Raw genomic sequence first — 24,259 nt, 5'->3', positions numbered from 1 at the left:
ACGGCGTCACGGCCTTGTGTCACTCAGGAGCTGGGATCGATCTCCCGGAGGAGTCCGGTGTGCACGTCGAAGACGAAGCCTCGCACATCGTCCTTGTGGGGCAGGAACGGGTTGGTGCGCACGCGCTGCATGGACTGGCGGACGTCCTGGTCGACGTCGCGGAAGGCCTCGACGGCCCAGGCGGGACGCTGGCCGACCTCGTCCTCCAGTTCGTGGCGGAAGTCCTCGGTCAGGCGTTCCAGACCGCAGCCGGTGTGGTGGATGAGTATCACCGTGCGGGTGCCGAGGGCCCGCTGGCTGATGGTGAGGGAGCGGATGGTGTCGTCGGTGACCACGCCGCCCGCGTTGCGGATGGTGTGGCAGTCGCCGAGCTCCAGGCCGAGTGCCGCGTGCAGGTCGAGGCGGGCGTCCATGCAGGCCACGATGGCCACGTGGAGCACCGGGCGGGCGTCCATGCCGGGGTCGGCGAACTTGGCGGCGTAACGCTGATTCGCCTCGACCAGCCGGTCGGTGACGGATCCGCCGACGGATGCCTCGGGTGCGGAGTCTGCAGGCAGGGATGCGGAAGTCGTCATGGGTACGACGGTAGTGGTCACGGGCGGCGCCGTCCGGGCGTGAGGTTGGACAAAGAACGTCAACGGGGCTTGTTGTGAGCTAACCCACAGGGGTGGGCGGGGAGCGGCCGTCCGGGTGGTTCGGCATCATTTGCGGCTTCGGTCCGAGAGGCGCGTACGGCGCGCGGGCCGGTTCGTTGACCGCGGCGACCGTTGCACTAAAGTGACGCGAACCGGCCGGAGCCCGGCCCTGACCGGCCGTCCGGCCACCGATGAAGACTCCGCGTGCGCGGCGCGTACGTACGGCCCGGCCCTCTTCCGCTCACCGGCCGGGGGAGCGGGCGGTGCGTACGCCTGCCGCGCCGTTATCTGAGAGGGCGCTTTGACTAGCGAGTCCCGACATGTCCCGGTGATGCTCCAGCGGTGCCTGGACCTGTTGGCCCCGGCGCTGGAGAGGCCCGGGGCCGTCGTCGTCGACTGCACCCTCGGCCTCGGCGGCCACAGTGAGGCCCTGCTGACCCGGTTCCCCGAGGCGCGCCTGATCGGCCTCGACCGCGACAAGGAGGCCCTGCGGCTCTCCGGCGAACGGCTCGCCCCCTTCGGCGACCGGGCCACCCTCGTCCACGCGATCTACGCGGACCTCGCCGAGGTGCTCGACGGCCTGGGCCTCCCGACCGTCCAGGGCGTCCTCTTCGACCTGGGCGTCTCCTCCATGCAGCTCGACGAGGCCGACCGCGGGTTCGCGTACGCGCAGGACGCACCGCTGGACATGCGCATGGACCAGACGACGGGCATCAGCGCCGCCGAGGTCCTCAACACCTACGCGCCGGGCGAGCTCGTGCGGATCCTGCGCCAGTACGGCGAGGAGAAGCAGGCCAAGCGGATCGTGTCCGCGATCGTCCGCGAACGCGAGAAGGCCCCCTTCAGCAACAGCGCCCGGCTGGTCGAGCTCATCCGCGACGCCCTGCCCCAGGCCGCCAAGCGGACCGGCGGCAACCCGGCGAAGCGCACCTTCCAGGCGCTGCGGATCGAGGTCAACGGCGAGCTCTCCGGCCTGGAGCGGGCCATCCCGGCGGCCGTGGACCGGATCGCGGTCGGGGGCCGGATCGCGGTGCTCTCGTACCACTCGCTGGAGGACCGCCTGGTCAAGCAGGTCTTCTCGGCGGGCGCGACCTCCACCGCGCCGCCCGGGCTGCCGGTGGTGCCGGAGAAGTACCAGCCGAAGCTCAAACTGCTCACGCGCGGCGCGGAGCTGCCGACCGAGGAGGAGATCGCCGAGAACCGGCGGGCCGCCCCGGCGAGGTTCCGGGGGGTCGAACGCATCCGGGAGGCGCAACTGTGACCAAGGCCGGGAAGGTCGCCACGCTGACCCGCGGGCAGGCGGCCCGCATCGGGCGGGCCCTCGGCGCCCGCCCGGCCCGGCCGCGGCCCGGCGGGCAGGCGGCGCGGATGCCGTTCGTCCTGCTGGTCGTGGCCCTGCTCGCAGGCGGCCTGATCAGCCTGCTGCTGCTGAACTCGGCCCTCAACGAGGGCTCCTTCCAGCTGACCCGGCTGAAGAAGGAGACCACCGCCCTCACCGACGAGGAGCAGGCCCTCCAGCGCGACGTGGACGCCCACTCGGCCCCCGACGCCCTCCAGCGCCGCGCCCGGGAACTGGGCCTGGTCCCGGGCGGCAGCCCCGTCTTCATCGGCCCCGACGGCAAGGTCTCCGGCAGCGTCTCGGTGGCCGAGGCGCCGCCGTCGCCGACCCCGACCCTCCCGGCCCCGCCGCCTGCCGGACCGGGGCAACCCCCTGCGCCGACCGCTTCCCCGGCGCCGGCCCAGCCCGCTCCCTCCGGTAGCCCGCAGTCCAGCCAGACCCCTGGAAGGTGACGTCGTGACGCGGATCCCGTCTGAACCGCCCTCGCCGGTGATCGAGGCGCGGACGGTGGCCGGGTGAGCCCGCAGGAGCCGCCGCGGCGGCGGGTGCCCGGACCGGCCAGGCCGGCCCGGCCCGGCGACCGGCCCCGGGCCACCGCCCGCCCGGCCTCGCGCCCGGCGACCCGGCGCCCCGCCGGCCCCCGCAAGCCGCACACCATCCGGCTCGGCAGCCCCCGGCCCCGGCTGCGCCTGGTCGGCGTCGGCCTGACCCTGGTCATGCTCGCCTTCGTCGTACGGCTGCTCCAGGTGCAGGCCGTCGACGCCTCGTCCTTCTCCGCCGCGGCCTCCAAGAACCGCTACACCAACGTCAAACTGGCCGCGGAACGCGGTGAGATCACCGATCGCAGGGGCGTGGCCCTGGCCACCAGCGTCGACGCGTACGACATCACCGCCGACCCGAAGATGTTCACCCCCCAGGACAGCAAGGCCCCGGACGCCCCCGAGCAGGCCGCGGCCCTGCTCGCACCCATCCTCGGCAAGGACGCCAAGGAGCTCGCCGGGAAGCTCAGGACCAAGAACAGCCGGTACGTGATCCTCGCCCAGCGCCAGACCCCGCAGGTCTGGAACCAGATCAAGGACCTCAAGCGGGTCTTCTCGGAGAAGGCGAGCGCCGACAAGAAGAACAACGCCCCCGGCGCCAACGTCCTGGCCGGCGTGTTCAAGGAGGACAGCAGCAAGCGCGTGTACCCCGGCGGGGACCTCGCCGCCGGGATACTGGGTTACGTCAATGCCGAGGGCAAGGGCGGCGGCGGGCTGGAGTCCGCCCTCGACAAGAAGCTGGCCGGCAAGGACGGGGAGATCACCTACGCCCAGTCCGGCGGCCGCAAGGTGCCCACCGCCGGTTCCAGCGAGAAGCCCGCCGTTCCCGGCGACGACATCGAGCTGACCATCGACCGGGACATCCAGTGGGCGGCGCAGAGCGCCATCGCCGAGCAGGTGCAGAAGTCCGAGGCCGACCGCGGCTACGTCATCGTCCAGGACACCCGTACCGGCGAGGTGCTGGCCATGGCCAACGCCCCCGGCTTCGACCCCAACGACCTGACCCGGGCCAGCTCCGCCGCCATGGGCAACGCGGCGCTCCAGGACGTGTACGAACCCGGCTCCACCGCCAAGGTGATGTCGATGGCGGCCGTCCTGGAGGAGAAGAAGGCGACCCCCGACACCCGTGTCGAGGTCCCCAACCGCCTGCACCGCGGCGACCGGCTGTTCAAGGACGACATCGACCACCCGACCTGGTACCTGACCCTCAACGGGGTCCTCGCCAAGTCCTCCAACATCGGCACCATCCTGGCCACCGGCCAGCTCGGTCCCACCCAGCCCGAGGCCAACAGGGTCCTGCACTCCTACCTGACCAAGTTCGGCATCGGCCGGCCCACCGGCCTGAACTACCCGGGCGAGTCCCGCGGCATCCTCGCCGATCCCCAGGACTGGTCCACCTCCCAGCAGTACACGATTCCTTTCGGCCAGGGACTCTCCCTCAACGCCATGCAGGCGGCCTCGGTGTACTCGACCATCGCCAACGGCGGGGTCCGCATCGAGCCGACGCTGGTCCGCGGCACCAAGGGTCCCGACGGCCGCTTCACCCCGGCCCCGGCGCCCGAACAGAACCGCGTGATCAGCCAGGAGACCGCCAAGACCCTGGCCGAGATGCTCGAATCCGTCGTCGACGACCAGGAGGGCACCGGAACCAAGGCGAAGATCCCCGGCTACCGGGTCGGTGGCAAGACCGGCACCTCCAACCGGGTGGATCCGGCCACCGGCCGCTACAAGGGCTACACCGCCTCGTTCGCCGGGTTCGCCCCGGCGGACAACCCGCGCATCACCGTCTACTGCGCCATCCAGAACCCCACGAAGGGCAGTTACTTCGGCGGCCAGATCTGCGGCCCCATCTACAAGAAGGTCATGGAGTTCGCCCTCAAGACCCTCCAGGTCGCCCCCACCGGCACCGCCCCCGCCGGGCTCCCGGTCACCTACGAGCCCGGCCCGCAGCCCGCCCAGCAGCCCGCCCCGCAGCCCACTCCGCAGCCCGGCCAGTGACCCACGGCCGCGGCCTGCCCGCCAGAAAAGCGTGAGGCACCACCAGTGACAACGATCACCCCGAAACCCGGGAACCGACCGGGCGCCGGAGCCGAGCCCGGGCCCTCACTTCGCGGCCCGGCCGCCGCGCCCGGTACGCTCACCGCCGTGCCCCACGCTGATCAGCCCAGAACCACCCAGCAAGACGCCCCGGCAGCGCCGCCGGGACCGCCCAGGCCCGCGTCCGCCACTGCGAGCCCGCTGGGCGAGCTGGCCGCGCTGCTGGGCATCCCGTCGCCAGGCGCTGCGCAGATCACCGGGATCACGCACGACTCCCGTGCGATCCGCCCCGGAGACCTCTACGCGGCCCTGCAGGGAGCCCGGACCCACGGCGCCGACTTCGCCGCCCAGGCCGCGGGCCTCGGCGCCGCCGCCGTACTGACCGACCCCGCCGGCGCCGAGCGCGCCGCCGGGACCGGCCTGCCGGTCCTGGTCGTCGCCGACCCGCGCGGCCGGATGGGCGAACTCGCCGCCGCGATCTACGGCCACCCCGGCGAGGACCTGCTCCAGATCGGCATCACCGGAACCTCCGGCAAGACCACCACGGCGTACCTCGTCGAGGGCGGCCTGCGCGCGGCCGACCGCAGCACCGGACTGGTCGGCACCGTCGAGATGCGCATCGGCGACGAGCGCATCAAGTCCGAGCGGACCACCCCCGAGGCCACCGACCTCCAGGCACTCTTCGCGGTCATGCGCGAACGCGGCGTCGAGGCCGTGGCCATGGAGGTCTCCAGTCACGCCCTGGTGCTCGGCCGCGTCGACGGATGCGTCTTCGACGTCGCCGTCTTCAACAACCTGAGCCCCGAGCACATGGAGTTCCACACCGACATGGAGGACTACTTCCAGGCGAAGGCGGGGCTGTTCACCCCCCGCCGGTCCCGCCTGGGCGTGGTCAACCTGGACGACGAGTACGGCCGCCGCCTGGCCAAGGAGGCGACCGTCCCGGTCGTCACCTTCTCGGTCGCGGGCGACCCGGCCGCCGACTGGCGCGCCGAGGACGTCGTCACCGGCCACATGGACTCCACGCTCACGCTGGTCGGCCCCGAGGGACAGCGCGTGCGCGCCAAGGCCCCGCTGCCCGGCCCGTTCAACGTCGCCAACACTGTCGCCGCGATCGTCACGCTCGCCGCCGCCGGCATCGACCCGCAGACCGCCGCCGACGGCGTCGCCGCGGTCCCCGGAGTCCCCGGCCGGCTGGAGCGGGTGGACGCCGGACAGCCGTACCTCGCCGTCGTCGACTACGCGCACAAGACGGACGCCGTGGAATCCGTCCTGCGCGCGCTGCGCGAGGTCACCACCGGCAAGCTGCACATCGTCCTCGGCTGCGGCGGCGACCGCGACACGACCAAGCGCGCCCCGATGGGCGCCGCGGCCGCCCGGTTCGCCGACGTGGCCGTCCTGACCTCCGACAACCCGCGCTCCGAGGACCCGCTCGCGATCCTCGCCGCGATGTTCGGCGGCGCCGTGTCCGTACCGCCCGCCGAGCGCGGCACCGTCCTCGTCGACGCCGACCGGGCGGCGGCCGTCGCCGCGGCCGTCGCGCGCGCCGAGCCCGGTGACACCGTGCTCGTGGCCGGCAAGGGCCACGAGCAGGGCCAGGAGACCGCAGGGGTCGTCCGGCCCTTCGACGACCGCACGGTGCTCCGCGCCGCGATCGAACGCCAACTCGTGCTCGATCGAACGAACCAGGTCCGACAGGCCGAGGTGAACCAGTGATCGCCCTTTCCCTCGCCGAGATCGCCGACATCACCGGCGGGCGGCCCCACGACATACCGGATCCGTCCGTACAGGTCACCGGTCCCGTGGTCTACGACTCCCGAGAGGTCCGGCCGGGCAGCCTGTTCGCCGCCTTCGTCGGCGAGCGGGTCGACGGCCACGACTACGCCGAGCGCGCACTCGCCGCCGGCGCCGTGGGCGTCCTCGCGACCCGGCCCGTCGGTGTCCCGGCCATCGTCGTCCCCGATGTCGTGGCCGCCCTCGGGGCGCTCGCCCGCGCTGTCGTCGGACGCCTCGGCACCGACGTCGTGGCCCTCACCGGGTCCGCCGGCAAGACCTCCACCAAGGACCTCATCGCGCAGGTGCTCCAGCACCACGCGCCCACCGTGTGGACCCCCGGAAACCTCAACAACGAGATCGGCCTGCCGATCACGACGCTGCGCGTCACCGAGGACACCCAGCACCTCGTCCTGGAGATGGGTGCCCGCGGCATCGGCCACATCCGCTACCTCACCGGACTGACGCCCCCTCGGATCGGCCTGGTGCTCAACGTCGGCACCGCGCACATCGGCGAGTTCGGCGGCCGCGAGCAGATCGCGCAGGCCAAGGGCGAGCTCGTCGAGGCGCTGCCGGCCGAGGCGGAGGGCGGCGTCGCCGTCCTCAACGCCGATGACCAGCTCGTTCGCGCCATGGCCGCGCGCACGAAGGCCCGTACGGTGCTGTTCGGCGAGGCCGAAGACGCCGAAATCCGGGCCACGGAAGTCCGCATGACGGACAAGGGGCAGCCTTCCTTCACACTGCACACACCGACCGGGTGCAGCGACGTGACCTTGCGGCTGTACGGTGAGCACCACGTGTCGAACGCGCTCGCCGCGGCCGCCGTCGCCCACGTCCTGGGCATGTCCGCCCTGGAGATCGCCACCGCGCTCTCCGGAGCGGGCACGCTGTCGCGGTGGCGGATGGAGGTCACCGAGCGGGCGGACGGTGTGACGATCGTCAACGACGCCTACAACGCGAACCCGGAGTCCATGCGGGCCGCACTGCGCGCGCTCGCCGCGATGGGCGGTGGCGGCAGGGCGGACGGGGGGCGCACGTGGGCGGTGCTCGGCCCGATGGCCGAGCTCGGAGACGACGCTCTCGCCGAGCACGACGCGGTCGGACGGCTTGTCGTCCGGCTCAACGTGAGCAAGCTCGTCGCGGTCGGGGGCAGGGAAGCCTCCTGGCTGCAACTGGGCGCATATAACGAGGGTTCGTGGGGTGAGGAGTCGGTGGTCGTGTCCGACGCGCAGGCGGCGGTCGACCTGTTGCGCAGTGAACTGCGCCCGGGTGACGTCGTGCTGGTGAAGGCTTCCAGGTCGGCCGGTCTGGAGCGGGTGGCGCAGGCCCTGCTCGAGGGCACTGTCGAGGGCGAGGTCACCGGCCGATGAGGCAGATCCTGTTCGCCGGTGTCATCGGCATGTTCCTGACCGTCGTCGGCACGCCGTTGCTGATCAAGCTGCTGGCCCGCAAGGGCTACGGCCAGTTCATCCGCGACGACGGTCCGCGCGGCCACGCCGGGAAGAAGGGCACGCCCACCATGGGCGGTATCTCCTTCATCCTGGCCACGCTCGTCGCGTACGCGCTGACGAAGGTCATCACCGGTGAGGAGCCGAGCTTCTCGGGCCTGCTCGTGCTCTTCCTGATGGCCGGCATGGGCCTCGTCGGGTACCTCGACGACTACATCAAGATCGTCAAGCGGCGTTCGCTGGGTCTGCGGGCCAAGGCCAAGATGGCCGGCCAGCTGATCGTCGGCATCACCTTCGCGGTGCTCGCCCTCCAGTTCAAGGACTCGCGCGACCTCACCCCGGCCTCCACCAAGCTGTCGTTCGTCACGGACTTCGGCTGGTCGATCGGCCCGGTGCTCTTCGTGGTCTGGGCGCTGTTCATGATCCTGGCCCTGTCCAACGGCGTGAACCTCACCGACGGTCTGGACGGCCTGGCCACCGGCGCCGCCGTGATGGTCTTCGGCGCCTACACCTTCATCGGCGTCTGGCAGTTCCAGGAGTCGTGCGCGATGGCCGCCGACCTCACCAACCCGAACGCCTGCTTCGAGGTCCGCGACCCGCTCGACCTCGCGGTCGTCGCCTCCGCCCTCATGGGCGCCTGCTTCGGCTTCCTGTGGTGGAACACCTCGCCCGCCAAGATCTTCATGGGCGACACCGGTTCGCTGGCCCTCGGCGGCGCGCTCGCGGGCCTCGCCATCTGCTCCCGCACGGAGCTCCTGGTGGCGCTCCTCGGCGGCCTCTTCGTACTCATCACGATGTCGGTCGTCATCCAGGTCGGCTCCTTCAAGCTGACCGGCAAGCGCGTCTTCCGGATGGCGCCGCTCCAGCACCATTTCGAACTCAAGGGCTGGTCCGAGGTCCTCGTCGTGGTCCGCTTCTGGATCATCCAGGGCATGTGCGTGATCGTGGGTCTCGGTCTCTTCTACGCGGGATGGGCAGCCGACAAGTGAGTGCCTCCGACCTGGCCGGCCTGCTCGGCCCCGACGCCCTGGGCCGGTTCGGCCTGCCGGGCCGGATCACCGTGGCCGGCCTCGGCATCAGCGGCATCAGCGCCGCCCGGGCACTGGCCGGGCTGGGCGCCCGCGTGACCGTCGTCGACAACGGCGACGGCGACGCGCACCGGGCCAGGGCGGCCGAACTCGCGGAACTGGGCATCGAGGTCCGCCTCGGCAACCTGCCCGACGGCGCCCGGGCGGGCGAGACCCTGCCCGAGGGCACCGAGCTGGTCGTCACCTCGCCCGGCTGGCCGCCGCAGAGCCCGCTCTTCCTGGCCGCCGCCGAGGCGGGCGTCGACGTCGTCGGCGACGTCGAGGTCGCCTGGCGGCTGCGGGGGGCCGGAGCGGAGCTCCGCGCCGCACGCAGGGCCGCGGCCGAGGGCGCCGGCGAAGGGGCCGGCGCGGACCCGGCCGGGCCCGCCGAATGGCTCGCCATCACCGGGACCAACGGCAAGACCACCACCACCCAGATGCTCGCGTCGATCCTGAAGGCCGCAGGGCTGCGCACCGCCGCCGTCGGCAACATCGGCACCCCGATCATCGACGTGGTGCTCGGCGAGCAGCAGTACGACGTCCTCGCCGTCGAACTCTCCAGCTACCAGCTGCACTGGGCGCCCTCGCTGCGCGTCCACTCGGCAGCCGTCCTCAACCTGGCCCCCGACCACCTCGACTGGCACGGCTCGATGCAGGCGTACGCCGCCGACAAGGGCCGGATCTACGAGGGCAACACGGTGGCCTGCGTCTACAACGTGGCCGACAAGGCCACCGAGGACCTGGTCGTCGAGGCCGACGTCGAGGAGGGCTGCCGCGCGATCGGCTTCACCCTCGGCGCCCCCGGCCCCTCCATGCTCGGCGTCGTCGACGGCATCCTCGTCGACCGGGCCTTCGTGGAGAACCGGCAGAAGAACGCCCAGGAGCTCGCCGAGGTCAAGGACGTCAACCCGCCGGCCCCGCACAACATCGCCAACGCGCTCGCCGCCGCGGCCCTGGCCCGCGCCTTCGGCGTGGAGCCGCGCGCCGTCCGCGACGGGCTGCGCGACTTCCGTCCGGACGCCCACCGGGTCGCCCGGGTGGACGAGGTCGCCTCGGTCGTCTACGTCGACGACTCCAAGGCCACCAACACCCACGCGGCGGAGGCCTCCCTCGCCTCCTTCGACAAGGTCGTCTGGATCGCCGGCGGTCTCGCCAAGGGCGCGACCTTCGACGAGCTCGTGCAGAAGTCGGCCGGGCGGATGCGCGGCGCCGTCCTGATCGGCGCCGACCGGGCGTTGATCGCCGAGGCGCTGGCGCGACACGCCCCCGAGGTCCCGGTCGTCGACCTCGACCGGACCGACACTGGGGCGATGCTCGCAGCGGTCCGGGAGGCGGCCGCGCTCGCCGAGCCCGGCGACACGGTCCTGCTGGCACCGGCCTGCGCCTCGATGGACATGTTCGCGAACTACAACAAGCGCGGGGACGCGTTCGCCGACGCGGTGCGCGAACTGGCCGCCGAGAACGCCGCGGACACGGCCTAGGCCGGGGGCGCCGGGACTGGTTCCCTCCGGCCGGATGCTCGCCTCGCACGAGTGGAGGGGAAGATCACAGATGCCGGCCAAGCAGATGCTGCCGGGGCGGCGGCCGTCCGCCGTGAAGGCGCAGGGACGCAAGCGCCCCGGGGTGAGTGTGAAGCGCCCGGGGCGGCCCCCCGGGCGCGGGCCGCTGGCCGGTCTCCGGCGCACGCAGCAGCAGTTGCGCAGGGCGTGGGACCGCCCACTCACGGCCTATTACCTGATTTTCGGCAGTTCCCTGCTCATCACCGTGCTCGGTCTGGTGATGGTGTACTCCGCCTCCATGATCAAGGCGCTCCAGCTGGGCCTGGGCGACGCGTACTTCTTCAAGAAGCAGTTCCTGGCCGCCCTCATCGGCACGGTGCTGCTGCTGGCCGCCTCCAGGATGCCGGTGAAGCTGCACCGGGCGCTGTCCTATCCGGTGCTCGCCGGGACGCTCTTCCTGATGGTCCTGGTCCAGGTCCCCGGGATAGGGGTCTCGATCAACGGCAACCAGAACTGGATCTCCCTCGGCGGCCCGTTCATGCTGCAGCCCAGTGAGTTCGGCAAGCTCGCCCTGATCCTGTGGGGCGCCGACCTGCTGGCCCGCAAGGGCGACAAGGGGCTGCTGAGCCAGTGGAAGCACCTGCTGGTGCCGCTCGTCCCCGTTGCCTTCCTGCTGCTCGGGCTCATCATGCTGGGCGGGGACATGGGCACCGCGATGATCCTCGGCGCCATCCTGTTCGGCCTGCTCTGGCTCGCGGGGGCCCCGACGCGGATGTTCGTCGGAGTGCTCGCCTTCGCGGGTGCGATCGTCGCACTGCTCATCAAGACCAGTCCGCACCGGATGGACCGGCTGGAGTGCATCGGCGCGACAGAACCGGGCAAGAACGACCTTTGCTGGCAGGCCGTACATGGGATCTACGCCCTCGCATCGGGCGGCTGGTTCGGTTCCGGCCTGGGTGCAAGCGTGGAAAAATGGGGTCAACTACCCGAAGCCCACACCGACTTCATCTTCGCCATCACGGGGGAGGAACTGGGACTGGCGGGGACGCTGTCGGTGCTCGCCCTCTTCGCGGCTCTAGGCTATGCGGGTATCCGCGTGGCCGGACGCACGGAGGACTCCTTCGTACGGTTTGCCGCGGGAGGCGTGACCACCTGGATCACGGCCCAGGCCGTGATCAACATCGGTGCGGTGCTCGGCCTGCTGCCGATCGCCGGTGTCCCGCTCCCGCTGTTCTCCTACGGGGGGTCCGCCCTGCTGCCGACCATGTTCGCGGTCGGACTGCTCATCGCCTTCGCGCGGGAGGAGCCCGCCGCGCGCGCGGCCCTCGCGATGCGGCAGCCGAAGACCGGCTGGAGGCGGACCGGGGTGAGATGGAAGTCGATGAGACGGCGCGTCAAGAAGCGTCCGTCCGGAGAGCGGTGAATTTCGGTGCATGTCGTACTCGCCGGTGGGGGGACCGCCGGCCACATCGAGCCGGCGCTCGCCCTCGCGGACGCCCTGCGCAGGCAGGACCCTTCAGTGGGCATCACCGCCCTGGGCACCGAGCGCGGACTCGAAACCCGCCTGGTGCCGGAGCGCGGCTACGAACTGGGGCTGATCCCCGCCGTACCGCTGCCCCGCAAGCCCACGCCCGAGCTGATCACCGTCCCCGGACGGCTGCGCGGCACCATCAAGGCCGCGGAGGAGATCCTCCTGCGCACCAAGGCCGACTGCGTCGTCGGCTTCGGCGGCTACGTGGCCCTGCCCGGCTACCTCGCGGCCAAGCGGCTCGGTGTGCCGATCATCGTCCACGAGGCCAACGCCCGGCCCGGACTGGCCAACAAGATCGGCTCCCGGTACGCGCACGCCGTCGCGGTCTCCACGCCCGACAGCAAGCTGCGCGGCGCCCGCTACGTGGGCATCCCGCTGCGCCGCTCCATCTCCACCCTCGACCGGGCCGCCGTACGCCCCGAGGCGCGCGCCGCCTTCGGTCTGGACCCCAACCTGCCCACCCTGCTGGTCTCCGGCGGCTCGCAGGGCGCCCGGCGCCTCAACGAGACGATCCAGCAGGTCGCTCCGACCCTCCAGCGCTCCGGCGTGCAGATCCTGCACGCGGTCGGGCCGAAGAACGAACTGCCGCGTGTCGACAACATGCCCGGGATGCCGCCCTATGTGCCGGTACCGTACGTGGACCGGATGGATCTCGCGTACGCCGCCGCCGACATGATGCTGTGCCGCGCGGGAGCGATGACCGTCGCCGAACTGTCCGCCGTCGGGCTGCCCGCCGCCTACGTCCCGTTGCCGATCGGCAACGGCGAACAGCGGCTCAACGCCCAGCCGGTGGTCAAGGCCGGCGGCGGCCTGCTCGTGGACGACGCGGAACTGACGCCCGACTGGGTGCTCGGCCAGGTCCTCCCGGTGCTGTCCGACCCGCACCGCCTGTACGAGATGTCCCGCGCCGCCGGTGAGTTCGGCCGCCGGGACGCCGACGAGCTGCTGGTCGGCATGGTGTACGAGGCGATCGCAGCCCACCGAGCCCGCTGACGCGGGAGCACGGACGCAGGAGGCACAGGAGTGGCCGGAGCGACGACCGCACAGCGCGGAACCCCGTCTTCTGATCGGCCCGGCCGGCCGCCCCGCAAGGGCGCCGGCTCTCCCAAGCCGCCCAAGGGCCCGAAGTCCGCGAAGGCCCCGAAGAGGACCGCCCCACGGGGCCCCGGCAAGCACCTGCGCCGGGGCCCTGTGCTGGCGTCCCTGGCCGCCGCGGTACTCCTCGTCTCCGGCGGCACCTGGGTCCTCTACGGGTCCTCCTGGCTCCGCGTCGAGAAGGTCACCGCCACCGGTACGCAGGTGCTCACCCCCGAACAGGTGCTCGCCGCCGCGGCCGTACCGGTCGGCTCACCCCTCGTGAGCATCGACACGGACGAGATCGAGAGCCGCGTCCGCGGCCGTCTGCCCCGCATCGATTCGGTCGATGCGGTGCGGGCCTGGCCGCACGGAATCGGACTCAAGGTGACCGAACGCAAACCCGTCCTGCTCATCAAAAAGGACGCCAACTTCGTGGAAGTGGACGCATCGGGTGTGCGATTCGACACGGTTCCGAAAGCGCCCGCGGGTGTTCCGGTCCTCGAATTGAACGCGGGGGGCTCCCCGAGCGCCCGCCGCTTCGACGAGGAGCGGCTGCTACACGAGGCCGTGCTCGTCGCCGGATCCCTCCCGGCGCCGATCGCCAAGGAAACCGTGCAGGTCAAGGTGGGTTCCTACGATTCCATCGTGCTGGAGCTGACCGGAGGCCGGTCCGTCCGGTGGGGCAGCGGCGAACAGAGCGACGCGAAGGGGCGTGCGCTGACCGCTTTGCTGAAAGCCGCGCCGAAGGCCGGTCACTTCGACGTGAGCGTTCCCACCGCCCCTGCGGCGGCCGGGAGTTGACGTCAGGTCGAACAGCGACGCACCCTGGTTGGCCAGCGATACGGGTGATCACATAGGGTGAAAAGAAAAACGGGAGGTTCGGCGTGTTCGTTGAACACGCGCTACTTGTCGACTTAGTGTCCTGTTCGGAAGAGTCCAAGGAACAGACACACCCCTAACCCTAAACTTCAGGGTGAGGGTTCGGGTCGGCGCGTTCGGACCGTCCCTATTTCGGCATCAGTCGTCGCAACGCAGGCCCGCGAGGCGGCGACACGTAACTCGAGGCGAGAGGCCTTCGACGTGGCAGCACCGCAGAACTACCTCGCAGTCATCAAGGTCATCGGTGTCGGCGGCGGTGGTGTCAATGCCATCAACCGAATGATCGAGGTCGGTCTCAAGGGCGTCGAGTTCATCGCCATCAACACCGACGCCCAGGCGCTGTTGATGAGCGACGCCGACGTCAAGCTCGACGTCGGCCGTGAACTCACCCGGGGCCTCGGCGCCGGAGCCAACCCGGCCGTCGGTCGCAAGGCGGCAGAGGACCACCGCGAGGAGATCGAGGAGGTCCTCAAGGGGGCCGACATGGTCTTCGTCACCGCCGGTGAGGGCGGCGGCACCGGCACCGGCGGCGCACCCGTCGTCGCCAACATCGCGCGCTCGCTGGGCGCCCTGACGATCGGTGTGGTCACCCGGCCGTTCACCTTCGAGGGCCGGCGCCGCGCGAACCAGGCGGAGGACGGCATCGCCGAGCTCCGCGAAGAGGTCGACACCCTCATCGTCATCCCCAACGACCGCCTGCTGTCCATCTCGGACCGCCAGGTCAGCGTCCTGGACGCCTTCAAGTCGGCGGACCAGGTCCTGCTCTCGGGCGTCCAGGGCATCACCGACCTCATCACCACCCCGGGTCTGATCAACCTCGACTTCGCCGACGTCAAGTCCGTGATGTCCGAGGCCGGCTCGGCCCTGATGGGCATCGGCTCGGCCCGCGGCGACGACCGCGCGGTGGCCGCCGCCGAGATGGCGATCTCCTCGCCGCTGCTGGAGGCGTCCATCGACGGCGCCCGCGGCGTGCTGCTCTCCATCTCCGGCGGCTCCGACCTCGGTCTCTTCGAGATCAACGAGGCGGCGCAGCTGGTGAGCGAGGCGGCGCACCCCGAGGCGAACATCATCTTCGGCGCCGTCATCGACGACGCGCTCGGCGACGAGGTGCGGGTCACCGTCATCGCGGCCGGGTTCGACGGCGGACAGCCCCCGGCCCGCCGGGACAACGTCATCGGCGCCGCGTCCACGAAGCGCGAGGAGCCCGCCCCGGCTCCGGTCCGCGCCGCCGAGCCGGTCCGCCCGGCCTTCGGCGGACTCGGCACGGTCCCCCCGCGCGAGGAGCCCCCGGCCCCCGCCGAGGCGGCCCCGGTCGAGGTCCAGGCCCCCGCGCCGCAGGTCCCCACGGCCCGGCCGTACCAGGACAGCCCGGCCGAGGAACTGGATGTCCCGGACTTCTTGAAGTGACACCGGAGCAGCACCACGTGGGCGGCGCCCACTTCGCCTTCACCGACCGGTGGGGCGGAGTGAGCGCCGTTCCGTACGAAGAGCTCAACCTCGGCGGCGCGGTCGGAGACGACCCGGCCGCCGTTCTCGCGAACCGGGCCCTGGCCGCGCGGTCCCTGGGACTCGACCCGGACCGGGTGGTCTGGATGAACCAGGTGCACGGCCGGGACGTGGCGGTGGTCGACGGCCCCTGGGGGGACGCGGAGATCCCGGCCGTGGACGCGGTGGTGACCGCCCGGCGGGGGCTCGCCCTCGCCGTGCTCACTGCAGACTGCACCCCGGTCCTGCTGGCGGACCCCGTCGCCGGCGTCGTCGGGGCCGCCCACGCCGGACGGCCCGGGCTGGTCGCCGGGGTGGTGCCGGCGGCGGTGGAGGCGATGGTCTCCCTCGGCGCCGAGCCGGCGCGGATCGTCGCCCGTACCGGGCCCGCGGTCTGCGGGCACTGCTACGAGGTGCCGGCGCAGATGCGGGAGGCGGTGGCCGAAACGGTGCCCGCCGCCCGGGCCGAGACCAGCTGGGGGACACCGGCGGTCGACGTGGTCGCGGGGGTGCACGCCCAGCTCGCGGAGGCGGGGGTGGTGAACGGCCTCCGTTCTCCGGTCTGCACACTGGAGTCGCGGGACCACTTCTCGTACCGCCGTGACCGGGTGACCGGACGGCTTGCCGGATATGTCTGGTTGACGGAGCTTTCCCGGGGGGAGACCCCCGGATCCCCGGGGGAAAAGAAGAATGACGGATCGTAAGTCGGAGCTCGCCGAGAACCTGGCGCGGGTGGAGGAACGTATCTCGTCCGCGTGCGCGGCGGCCGGCCGCGGGCGGGAGGAGGTGACCCTCATCGTGGTCACCAAGACCTACCCCGCGAGCGACGTACGACTGCTGGCGGAGCTGGGCATCCGTCATGTTGCCGAGAACCGCGACCAGGATGCCGCCCCCAAGGCCGCGGCCTGTGCGGATCTGCCGCTCACCTGGCACTTCGTCGGCCAGTTGCAGACCAACAAAGTCCGTTCCGTGGCGGGATACGCGCACGTGGTGCAGTCCGTCGACCGGGCCCGGCTCGTGACCGCCCTCTCGGCGGCCGCGACGGGCGCCGGCCGCGAGATCGGCTGCCTCGTCCAGATCGCCCTCGACGCCGAGTCGGGCGAGCGGGGGACCCGGGGCGGTGCCGCACCGGAACAGCTCGCGGAGTTGGCGGACCTCGTCGCCGGGGCACCCGGACTGCGGATCGACGGACTGATGACCGTCGCACCGCTGTCCGGCCACTACGCGGGACGCGAACAAGCCGCCTTCGAGCGGTTGGTGGAATTGTCATCCCGCCTGCGCGCGGACCATCCGACTGCCACGATGGTGTCGGCCGGGATGAGTGCAGACCTGGAACAGGCCGTTGCGGCCGGTGCGACACATGTACGCGTCGGCACTGCGGTACTCGGCGCGAGACCCCGGCTCGGGTAACGTCGCGAAGAAAGTCGGACCACAGCAGAAAATATGGTCATTCCCGTCGATGAGCGGGCAGACCACGTGGATCGCGGGCAGTTGGTGACATTCGTGACACGGCGGCACCTGCGACAGGGCGATCCACCACAGAGCGGAGGACTCGGAGAATGGCCGGCGCGATGCGCAAGATGGCGGTCTACCTCGGCCTCGTGGAGGACGACCGGTACGACAACCCGGGGTACGACCCCGACGACGAGTTCGAGCCCGAGCCGGAGATGGAGCGGGCTCGGGAGCGGGATCGCCGACAGCAGCCCGTGCACCAGTCGCCCGTATCGGACGAACCGGTACGAGCCGTACAGCCTCCGGCCCAGCGGGAACCCATCCCAATTCCGGTGGAAAACGGACGTCCTGCGCGAATTGCCCCCGTGGCATCCATCACACCTGATCGCACGAACCTGGAGAAGAACGCCCCCGTGATCATGCCCAAGGTCGTCTCCGAGCGGGAGCCGTACCGCATCACGACACTGCACCCCCGGACCTACAACGAGGCCCGTACCATCGGGGAACACTTCCGTGAGGGCACTCCGGTGATCATGAATCTCACGGAGATGGACGACACGGATGCGAAGCGTCTCGTGGACTTCGCCGCCGGACTCGTGTTCGGTCTGCACGGCAGCATTGAACGCGTGACACAGAAGGTGTTCCTGCTGTCGCCTGCTAACGTCGATGTCACGGCGGAGGACAAGGCCCGCATCGCGGAGGGCGGGTTCTTCAACCAAAGCTAGACCGATCCGTCAGATACGGGACCGGGAACAGATCGGGAAACGGGGAGAGGGAAGCACGGGATGGGCATCGCGCTGCAGGTGGTCTACGTCGTGCTGATGTGCTTCCTGATCGTGCTGATCTTCCGACTGGTCATGGACTATGTGTTCCAGTTCGCACGTTCATGGACACCCGGCAAGGCGATGGTGGTCGTTCTGGAGGCCACCTACACTGTCACCGATCCACCGCTCAAGCTCCTTCGGCGGTTCATTCCGCCGTTGCGTCTCGGCGGCGTGGCACTCGACCTGTCCTTCTTCGTTCTGATGATCATCGTTTACATCCTCATCAGCTTCGTGAGCACCGCTGCGAGAAGCGTGTGAACGATGAGCTTCCCCGCACGCGCGGGGACGGTCCCGATACGGTCTTGCCGACTGCCGACGACTACGTAGAGGTGAAGAAGACATGCCGCTGACTCCCGAGGACGTGCGGAACAAGCAGTTCACGACCGTCCGCCTCCGAGAAGGCTATGACGAGGACGAGGTCGATGCCTTCCTCGACGAGGTCGAGTCCGAACTGACGCGCCTGCTGCGCGAGAACGAGGACCTGCGCGCCAAGCTGGCCGCCGCCACGCGCGCCGCCGCGCAGAACCAGCAGCAGCAGGGCATGCGCAAGCCCGAGCCCCAGGACCAGCGCGGCCCCGGCGCCCCCGTGCCCGCGGCCATATCCGGCCCGCCGCAGCAGCAGAACCCGCAGATGGGCCCGCCCCAGCTGCCGGGCGGCGCGCCGCAGCTCCCGCCGGGCCCCGGCGGCCAGGGCCAGCAGGGCCCCGGCCCGATGGGCGGCCCCATGGGCGGCCCCATGCAGCAGCACCCCATGGGCGGACCGCAGGGCATGGGCCAGCAGCCCATGCAGCAGCAGCAGTCGATGGGCGGCCAGAACCCGCTCGGCCAGCAGATGCAGCCCATGGGCCAGCAGATGCAGCCGATGGGTCAGCAGATGCAGCCCATGGGTCAGCCCATGCAGCAGATGCAGCAGCAGCCGCAGCTCCCGCAGCAGGGCCCCGGCGGCGACAGCGCCGCCCGCGTCCTGTCCCTGGCGCAGCAGACCGCCGACCAGGCGATCGCGGAGGCCCGTTCCGAGGCCAACAAGATCGTCGGCGAGGCCCGGTCGCGCGCCGAGGGCCTGGAGCGGGACGCCCGCGCCAAGGCCGACGCGCTGGAGCGGGACGCGCAGGAGAAGCACCGCGTCGCGATGGGCTCCCTGGAGTCCGCCCGCGCCACGCTGGAGCGCAAGGTCGAGGACCTGCGGGGCTTCGAGCGTGAGTACCGTACGCGTCTGAAGTCCTACCTGGAGTCGCAGCTGCGCCAGCTGGAGACCCAGGCGGACGACTCCCTGGCCCCGCCGCGCAACCCGGCCGGTCCCGCGCTGCCCCCGTCGCCGTCGCCCTCGATGGCTCCGGCCGGTGCGATGGGCCACTCCATGGGCGGCCCCTCCATGGGCGGTCCGTCCATGGGCGGTCCCTCCCCGATGGGTGCCGGTCCGTCCTACGGCGGCCAGCAGCAGATGTCCCCGGCGATGACCCAGCCGATGGCTCCGGTGCGGCCGGCTGCGCCGCAGCCGATGCAGGCGCCGTCGCCGATGCGGGGCTTCCTGATCGACGAGGACGACAACTAAGCGCCGCCGCGCAGTCGGCAGTCACGGGCCGGGCCCGGTTCCCCTGAGGGGGCACCGGGCCCGGCCCGTTCCCGTATCCGCCGCTGCCCTGGCCGGGCGGGGCTGGGTTCGGCTTCGGGTGGGGCGGTGCCCCTCCGGGGGCTCTCCCCGGCTCGGCGCGTGCGGGTGGGTCGCGACGAGGCGGCCCAGGTTGCGCGCTCGTCCTGCGGGGAGCCCCCGGAGTGTCCCCGCCCCACGGCACCGGGGTGGGTGGCGGGCGGGTGCCGCTGGTGGGGGGCGCTGATGCCCTCGCCCTGTCCGGGGCGGGTCGTGGATGTGCCGGGGTGGGGGTGTGGGGACGGTGGGGGGGGGTGTCCCCGCAGGACGAGCGCGCACCGCCGAGCACGGCCGAGACCCGGGGTACCGCGCGAGCCGAGGAGATACCCCCCCCGGCGGCCCCGCACCCCCACCCCCGGCTCCGACCCCGCCCGGGAACACCACCCCAGCCCCGCCGGCGCTTGAGGCGCGGCCACCGGCCCGCAGACGCGAACGGCCCGCCCCCCCCCGGGAGGGGAGGGGGCGGGCCGTTGCGGTGCGGGCTACGCCTTGCGGAGGCGGAACGTCAGGGACAGGGACTCGTCCGTGAAGGGGTCGCCGTAGGCGGCGTCGGCTTCGGCCTCGCCGGACGCGAAGTCCGTGGCGAGCACCTCGTCCGCGATGAGGCCGGCATGGTCCGTCAGGGCCGTCACGACCTCCGGGTCCGAGGAGGACCACCGCAGCGCGATCCGGTCCGCCACGTCGAGGCCGGAGTTCTTCCGGGCCTCCTGGATCAGGCGGATCGCATCACGGGCCAGGCCCGCCAGCCGCAGCTCCGGGGTGATCTCCAGGTCCAGGGCGACCGTCGCGCCCGAGTCGGACGCCACCGACCAGCCCTCGCGCGGGGTCTCCGTGATGATGACCTCCTCGGGGGTGAGGGTGACCGGCTCGCCGTTCACCTCCACCGAGGCCTCGCCGGAGCGGAGGGCCAGGGACAGCGCCGCCGCGTCGGCCGCGGCCACCGCCTTCGCCACGTCCTGGACGCCCTTGCCGAAGCGCTTGCCCAGCGCGCGGAAGTTCGCCTTCGCCGTGGTGTCCACCAGGGACCCGCCGACCTCCGAGAGGGAGGCCAGGGAGGAGACGTTCAGCTCCTCCGTGATCTGGGCCTGGAGCTCCGGGGACAGCGCGTCGAAGCCCACCGCGCCGACCAGCGCCCGCGAGAGCGGCTGGCGGGTCTTCACGCCCGACTCCGCGCGGGTCGCCCGGCCGAGCTCCACCAGGCGGCGGACCAGCTGCATCTGCTGGGAGAGGGTCGGGTCGATCGCCGAGGTGTCCGCCGTCGGCCACGTCGACAGGTGCACCGACTCCGGGGCGTCGGGGGTGACCGGGACCACCATGTCCTGCCAGACCCGCTCCGTGATGAACGGGGTCAGCGGGGCCAGCAGCCGGGTGACCGTCTCGACCACGTCGTGCAGGGTGCGCAGCGCGGCCGCGTCGCCCTGCCAGAAGCGGCGGCGCGAACGGCGGACGTACCAGTTGGACAGGTCGTCCACGAAGGCGGAGAGGAGCTTGCCGGCCCGCTGGGTGTCGTAGGCCTCCATCGCCCCGGTGACCTCGGAGACGAGGGCGTGGAGTTCCGAGAGGAGCCAGCGGTCGAGGACCGTGCGGTCCGCCGGGGCCGGGTCGGCCGCCGAGGGCGCCCAGTTCGACGTACGGGCGTACAGCGCCTGGAAGGCGACCGTGTTCCAGTACGTGAGGAGGGTCTTGCGGACGACCTCCTGGATCGTGCCGTGGCCCACGCGGCGGGCCGCCCACGGGGAGCCGCCGGCCGCCATGAACCAGCGGACCGCGTCCGCGCCGTGCTGGTCCATGAGCGGGATCGGCTGGAGGATGTTGCCCAGGTGCTTGGACATCTTGCGGCCGTCCTCGGCGAGGATGTGGCCGAGGCAGACCACGTTCTCGTACGAGGACTTGTCGAAGACGAGGGTGCCGACCGCCATCAGCGTGTAGAACCAGCCGCGCGTCTGGTCGATGGCCTCCGAGATGAACTGCGCCGGGTAGCGCTTCTCGAAGATCTCCTTGTTCTTGTACGGGTAGCCCCACTGCGCGAACGGCATCGAGCCCGAGTCGTACCAGGCGTCGATGACCTCGGGCACGCGGACCGCTTCGAGGGAGCAGCCCTCGTGCGTGCAGGTGAAGGTGACGTCGTCGATGTACGGGCGGTGCGGGTCCAGGGCGGAGTGGTCCTGGCCGGACAGCTCGGAGAGCTCGGCGCGCGAGCCGACGCACGTGAGGTGGTTCTCCTCGCAGCGCCAGATCGGCAGGGGGGTGCCCCAGTAGCGGTTGCGGGAGAGCGCCCAGTCGATGTTGTTGTTCAGCCAGTCGCCGAAGCGGCCCTGCTTGACGGAGTCCGGGAACCAGTTGGTCTTCTCGTTCTCCCGCAGCATCGCATCCTTGACGGCGGTGGTGCGGATGTACCAGGACGGCTGCGCGTAGTAGAGCAGGGCCGTGTGGCAGCGCCAGCAGTGCGGGTAGCTGTGCTCGTAGGCGATGTGCTTGAAGAGCCGGCCGCGCGCGTCGAGGTCGGCGGTCAGCTTCTCGTCGGCCTTCTTGAAGAAGACGCCGCCCACCAGGGGGACCTCCTCTTCGAAGGTGCCGTCGGGGCGCACCGGGTTCACGACGGGCAGGCCGTACGAGCGGCAGACCGCGAGGTCGTCGGCGCCGAAGGCGGGGGACTGGTGGACCAGACCCGTGCCGTCCTCGGTCGTGACGTACTCGGCGTTCACGACGTAGTGGGCGGGCTCGGGGAACTCGACCAGCTCGAAGGGGCGCTCGTACGTCCAGCGCTCCATCTCCTTGCCCGTGAAGGTCTCGCCGGTGGCCTCCCAGCCCTCGCCGAGGGACTTCTCCAGCAGCGGCTGGGCGACGACCAGCTTCTCCTCGCCATTGGTGGCGACGACGTAGGTGACCTCGGGGTGCGCGGCGACCGCCGTGTTGGACACCAGGGTCCACGGGGTGGTCGTCCAGACCAGCAGCGCCGCCTCGCCCGCGAGCGGGCCGGAGGTCAGCGGGAAGCGGACGTAGACGGAGGGGTCCACGACCGTCTCATAGCCCTGGGCCAGCTCGTGGTCGGACAGGCCGGTGCCGCAGCGGGGGCACCAGGGGGCGACCCGGTGGTCCTGGGTGAGCAGACCCTTGTTGAAGATCTCCTTCAGCGACCACCACACGGACTCGACGTACTCGGGGTCCATGGTCCGGTAGGCGTCGTCCAGGTCGACCCAGTAGCCCATGCGGGTCGTGAGCTCGGCGAACGCGTCGGTGTGGCGGGTCACGGACTCGCGGCACTTGGCGTTGAACTCGGCGATGCCGTACGCCTCGATGTCCTGCTTGCCGTTGAAGCCCAGCTCCTTCTCGACGGCGAGCTCGACGGGCAGGCCGTGGCAGTCCCAGCCGGCCTTGCGGGCCACGTGGTAGCCGCGCATGGTGCGGAAGCGGGGGAAGACGTCCTTGAAGACGCGGGCCTCGATGTGGTGCGCGCCGGGCATGCCGTTCGCGGTGGGCGGGCCCTCGTAGAAGACCCACTCGGGGCGGTCCTCGGACTGCTCCAGGGTCTTGGCGAAGGTCTTGCTCTCGCGCCAGAAGTCGAGGACGGCGTGCTCAAGGGCAGGCAGGTCGACCTGGGCGGGTACCGGGCGGTACTGCGGCGGTGTGGTCATGAGGCTGAACTCTTCCTCCGGCGGGGTGTCACTTCCGTCCGGAGGGACGAGAGCCGACTGCTGCTCCCGCGGTACCACCCTCCTTGGCCGCCGGACGGATCCGGTGGCCCCCTCATTGGGGTGCGAAGCCGGTTCTACTCGCCCTGCGGGGGACCCGCGGCTTTCTTCCGGCGGCTCAGGGGTGATCCTTCACGTCGCGCTCGCCCCCGGGCTCTCACCGTCCCCGGGTCGCTCCTGGCTGCGTCCGACGCTACTCGTCCCCGTCCATGCCTTTCGCTGGGGCCAGTGTACGGGTGCGGGGGGTGCTCGGCAGACCGGTTTACGGGGGCCCCTGCGGGGCCCGCGGCCACGGCGTGGCGGGGGTGCGGCCGGGGGACCCGGCACGGGACCGGGGCGGGGCCGGGAGTGACCCGAACGGGCCATCGGGGCCGACGCGGCATCGGGTGGGGCAGGAGGGGCGGATTACCGGGCCTCCGGATGGGCACAACGGATGCAGGTTGACCTCGACGGATGCGTGCCCCGTTGCCGCGGGGGCGGAGCCGATTTATCGTTCCGGCACGATTCGCGAGCAATATCACAGTATGTGAAGGGGCCGCGGCCATGGTGGCGAAGAAGACAGCGGTCTCCGGGGACCCGGCTCCCGCCGAGAAGGCGACGGCGGCCCGTAGGACGGCCGCCGAGAAGGCTCCGGCGAAGAAGGCATCGGCGAAGAAGTCGGCCGCGGCCGAGAAGGCTCCGGCCGAGAAGGCGACCGCGGCCGGGAAGAAGACGGCCGCAGTCAAGAAGACGACCGCCGTCGAGAAGCGGACGGCCACGGCCAAGAAGGCCGCGGCCGAGGGGGCGGCGCATGCCGCGAAGAAGACTGGAGTCCGGAACGTGGTTGCCAAGAAGAGCACCGGCGCGGCGCGGAAGACGGCCGCGGCCGCCACGAGCGGGCTTCCCAAGACCCGGGTCACGGCGGCGGCCGCCGCCCCCGGTGAGCTCGCGGTACGGCCCGGGGAGGACCCCTGGACGACCCAGGAGGTCGAGGACGCCCGCGCGGAGCTGGTGTCGGAGGTGCTGCGGCTGCGCGCCGAACTCGACGCCTCCGAGGTGGCCATCTCCGGCCTGATGCGGGACTCGGGCGACGGAGCCGGCGACGACCAGGCCGACACGGGAACCAAGAACATCACGCGGGAGTCGGAGCTCGCGCTCGCGGCCAACGCCAGCTCGATGCTGGAGCAGACCGAGCGGGCACTGGAACGGCTGGAGGCCGGCACGTACGGGCTCTGCGAGAACTGCGGCCGGCCCATCGGCAAGGCCAGGATGCAGGCCTTCCCGCGGGCCACCCTGTGCGTGGACTGCAAGCAGAAGCAGGAGCGGCGGCACTAGGCGGTACCGGCGGCCGCCGG

19 protein-coding genes are annotated in these 24,259 nt (G+C 71.5%); 17 read left to right on the top strand and 2 right to left on the bottom strand.

What is annotated here, in order from left to right; all coding sequences use genetic code 11:
• Positions 1-23 precede the first annotated feature (23 nt).
• A complete protein-coding gene (locus E6U81_RS14520) occupies positions 24-575 on the bottom strand; it encodes a carbonic anhydrase (RefSeq protein WP_030850219.1) in 552 nt (183 codons plus the stop codon).
• A 361-nt stretch (positions 576-936) separates the two neighbouring features.
• Here E6U81_RS14520 and rsmH point away from each other — a divergent pair, with 361 nt between their 5' ends.
• From rsmH to E6U81_RS14435, 16 genes are all read left to right on the top strand, one after another.
• Positions 937-1,896, top strand: coding sequence for a 16S rRNA (cytosine(1402)-N(4))-methyltransferase RsmH (rsmH, locus tag E6U81_RS14515; RefSeq protein ID WP_136230500.1), 960 nt, complete (start codon positions 937-939; stop codon positions 1,894-1,896).
• Positions 1,893-2,426: a hypothetical protein gene (locus E6U81_RS14510; protein WP_031149478.1), complete on the top strand. Its 534-nt coding sequence runs from the start codon at positions 1,893-1,895 to the stop codon at positions 2,424-2,426. Before rsmH ends, E6U81_RS14510 begins: the two co-directional genes overlap by 4 nt.
• Positions 2,427-2,489: 63 nt before the next feature.
• Positions 2,490-4,511, top strand: coding sequence for a penicillin-binding protein 2 (locus E6U81_RS14505; protein WP_136230499.1), 2,022 nt, complete (start codon positions 2,490-2,492; stop codon positions 4,509-4,511).
• A gap of 45 nt (positions 4,512-4,556) precedes the next feature.
• Entirely contained in the window at positions 4,557-6,266 is a 1,710-nt protein-coding gene (locus tag E6U81_RS14500; protein ID WP_136230498.1) for a UDP-N-acetylmuramoyl-L-alanyl-D-glutamate--2,6-diaminopimelate ligase, read from the top strand.
• Positions 6,263-7,693, top strand: coding sequence for a UDP-N-acetylmuramoyl-tripeptide--D-alanyl-D-alanine ligase (murF, locus tag E6U81_RS14495; RefSeq protein WP_136230497.1), 1,431 nt, complete (start codon positions 6,263-6,265; stop codon positions 7,691-7,693). Before E6U81_RS14500 ends, murF begins: the two co-directional genes overlap by 4 nt.
• Positions 7,690-8,760 (top strand): phospho-N-acetylmuramoyl-pentapeptide-transferase, encoded by a 1,071-nt coding sequence (gene mraY, locus E6U81_RS14490; protein ID WP_136230496.1) that lies wholly within the window; start codon positions 7,690-7,692, stop codon positions 8,758-8,760. Before murF ends, mraY begins: the two co-directional genes overlap by 4 nt.
• A gap of 38 nt (positions 8,761-8,798) precedes the next feature.
• Positions 8,799-10,319 (top strand): UDP-N-acetylmuramoyl-L-alanine--D-glutamate ligase, encoded by a 1,521-nt coding sequence (gene murD, locus E6U81_RS14485; protein ID WP_136230613.1) that lies wholly within the window; start codon positions 8,799-8,801, stop codon positions 10,317-10,319.
• Between the two features lie 70 nt (positions 10,320-10,389).
• Positions 10,390-11,760, top strand: a complete 1,371-nt coding sequence (gene ftsW / locus E6U81_RS14480; protein WP_136230495.1) for a putative lipid II flippase FtsW — start codon at positions 10,390-10,392, stop codon at positions 11,758-11,760.
• A gap of 6 nt (positions 11,761-11,766) precedes the next feature.
• Positions 11,767-12,861, top strand: a complete 1,095-nt coding sequence (gene murG / locus E6U81_RS14475; RefSeq protein WP_046775255.1) for an undecaprenyldiphospho-muramoylpentapeptide beta-N-acetylglucosaminyltransferase — start codon at positions 11,767-11,769, stop codon at positions 12,859-12,861.
• A 183-nt stretch (positions 12,862-13,044) separates the two neighbouring features.
• A complete protein-coding gene (locus E6U81_RS14470) occupies positions 13,045-13,746 on the top strand; it encodes an FtsQ-type POTRA domain-containing protein (RefSeq protein WP_240803820.1) in 702 nt (233 codons plus the stop codon).
• 279 nt (positions 13,747-14,025) lie between these two features.
• Positions 14,026-15,231, top strand: coding sequence for a cell division protein FtsZ (gene ftsZ / locus E6U81_RS14460; protein WP_136230493.1), 1,206 nt, complete (start codon positions 14,026-14,028; stop codon positions 15,229-15,231).
• Positions 15,228-16,013 (top strand): peptidoglycan editing factor PgeF, encoded by a 786-nt coding sequence (gene pgeF, locus E6U81_RS14455; protein ID WP_240803807.1) that lies wholly within the window; start codon positions 15,228-15,230, stop codon positions 16,011-16,013. Before ftsZ ends, pgeF begins: the two co-directional genes overlap by 4 nt.
• Positions 16,000-16,719, top strand: a complete 720-nt coding sequence (locus E6U81_RS14450) for a YggS family pyridoxal phosphate-dependent enzyme (protein WP_136230492.1) — start codon at positions 16,000-16,002, stop codon at positions 16,717-16,719. Before pgeF ends, E6U81_RS14450 begins: the two co-directional genes overlap by 14 nt.
• A gap of 149 nt (positions 16,720-16,868) precedes the next feature.
• Entirely contained in the window at positions 16,869-17,486 is a 618-nt protein-coding gene (gene sepF / locus E6U81_RS14445) for a cell division protein SepF (protein WP_030031797.1), read from the top strand.
• Between the two features lie 60 nt (positions 17,487-17,546).
• Positions 17,547-17,843, top strand: a complete 297-nt coding sequence (locus E6U81_RS14440) for a YggT family protein (protein ID WP_030664053.1) — start codon at positions 17,547-17,549, stop codon at positions 17,841-17,843.
• 82 nt (positions 17,844-17,925) lie between these two features.
• Positions 17,926-19,137: a DivIVA domain-containing protein gene (locus tag E6U81_RS14435; RefSeq protein WP_136230491.1), complete on the top strand. Its 1,212-nt coding sequence runs from the start codon at positions 17,926-17,928 to the stop codon at positions 19,135-19,137.
• Between the two features lie 578 nt (positions 19,138-19,715).
• Here the strand turns inward: E6U81_RS14435 and ileS are convergent.
• Positions 19,716-22,868 carry an isoleucine--tRNA ligase gene (gene ileS / locus E6U81_RS14430; RefSeq protein ID WP_136230490.1) on the bottom strand — a complete coding sequence of 1,051 codons (3,153 nt, stop codon included), beginning with the start codon at positions 22,866-22,868 and terminating at the stop codon, positions 19,716-19,718.
• Between the two features lie 600 nt (positions 22,869-23,468).
• Here ileS and E6U81_RS14425 point away from each other — a divergent pair.
• Positions 23,469-24,239: a TraR/DksA C4-type zinc finger protein gene (locus tag E6U81_RS14425; protein WP_136230489.1), complete on the top strand. Its 771-nt coding sequence runs from the start codon at positions 23,469-23,471 to the stop codon at positions 24,237-24,239.
• The last annotated feature ends 20 nt before the right edge of the window (positions 24,240-24,259 follow it).

Source organism: Streptomyces sp. A0592, from assembly GCF_004795115.1.
Classification (GTDB): domain Bacteria; phylum Actinomycetota; class Actinomycetes; order Streptomycetales; family Streptomycetaceae; genus Streptomyces; species Streptomyces erythrochromogenes.
The sequence above is the reverse complement of the archived record's forward strand: the minus strand, read 5'-3'. Positions and strand labels throughout refer to the sequence as shown.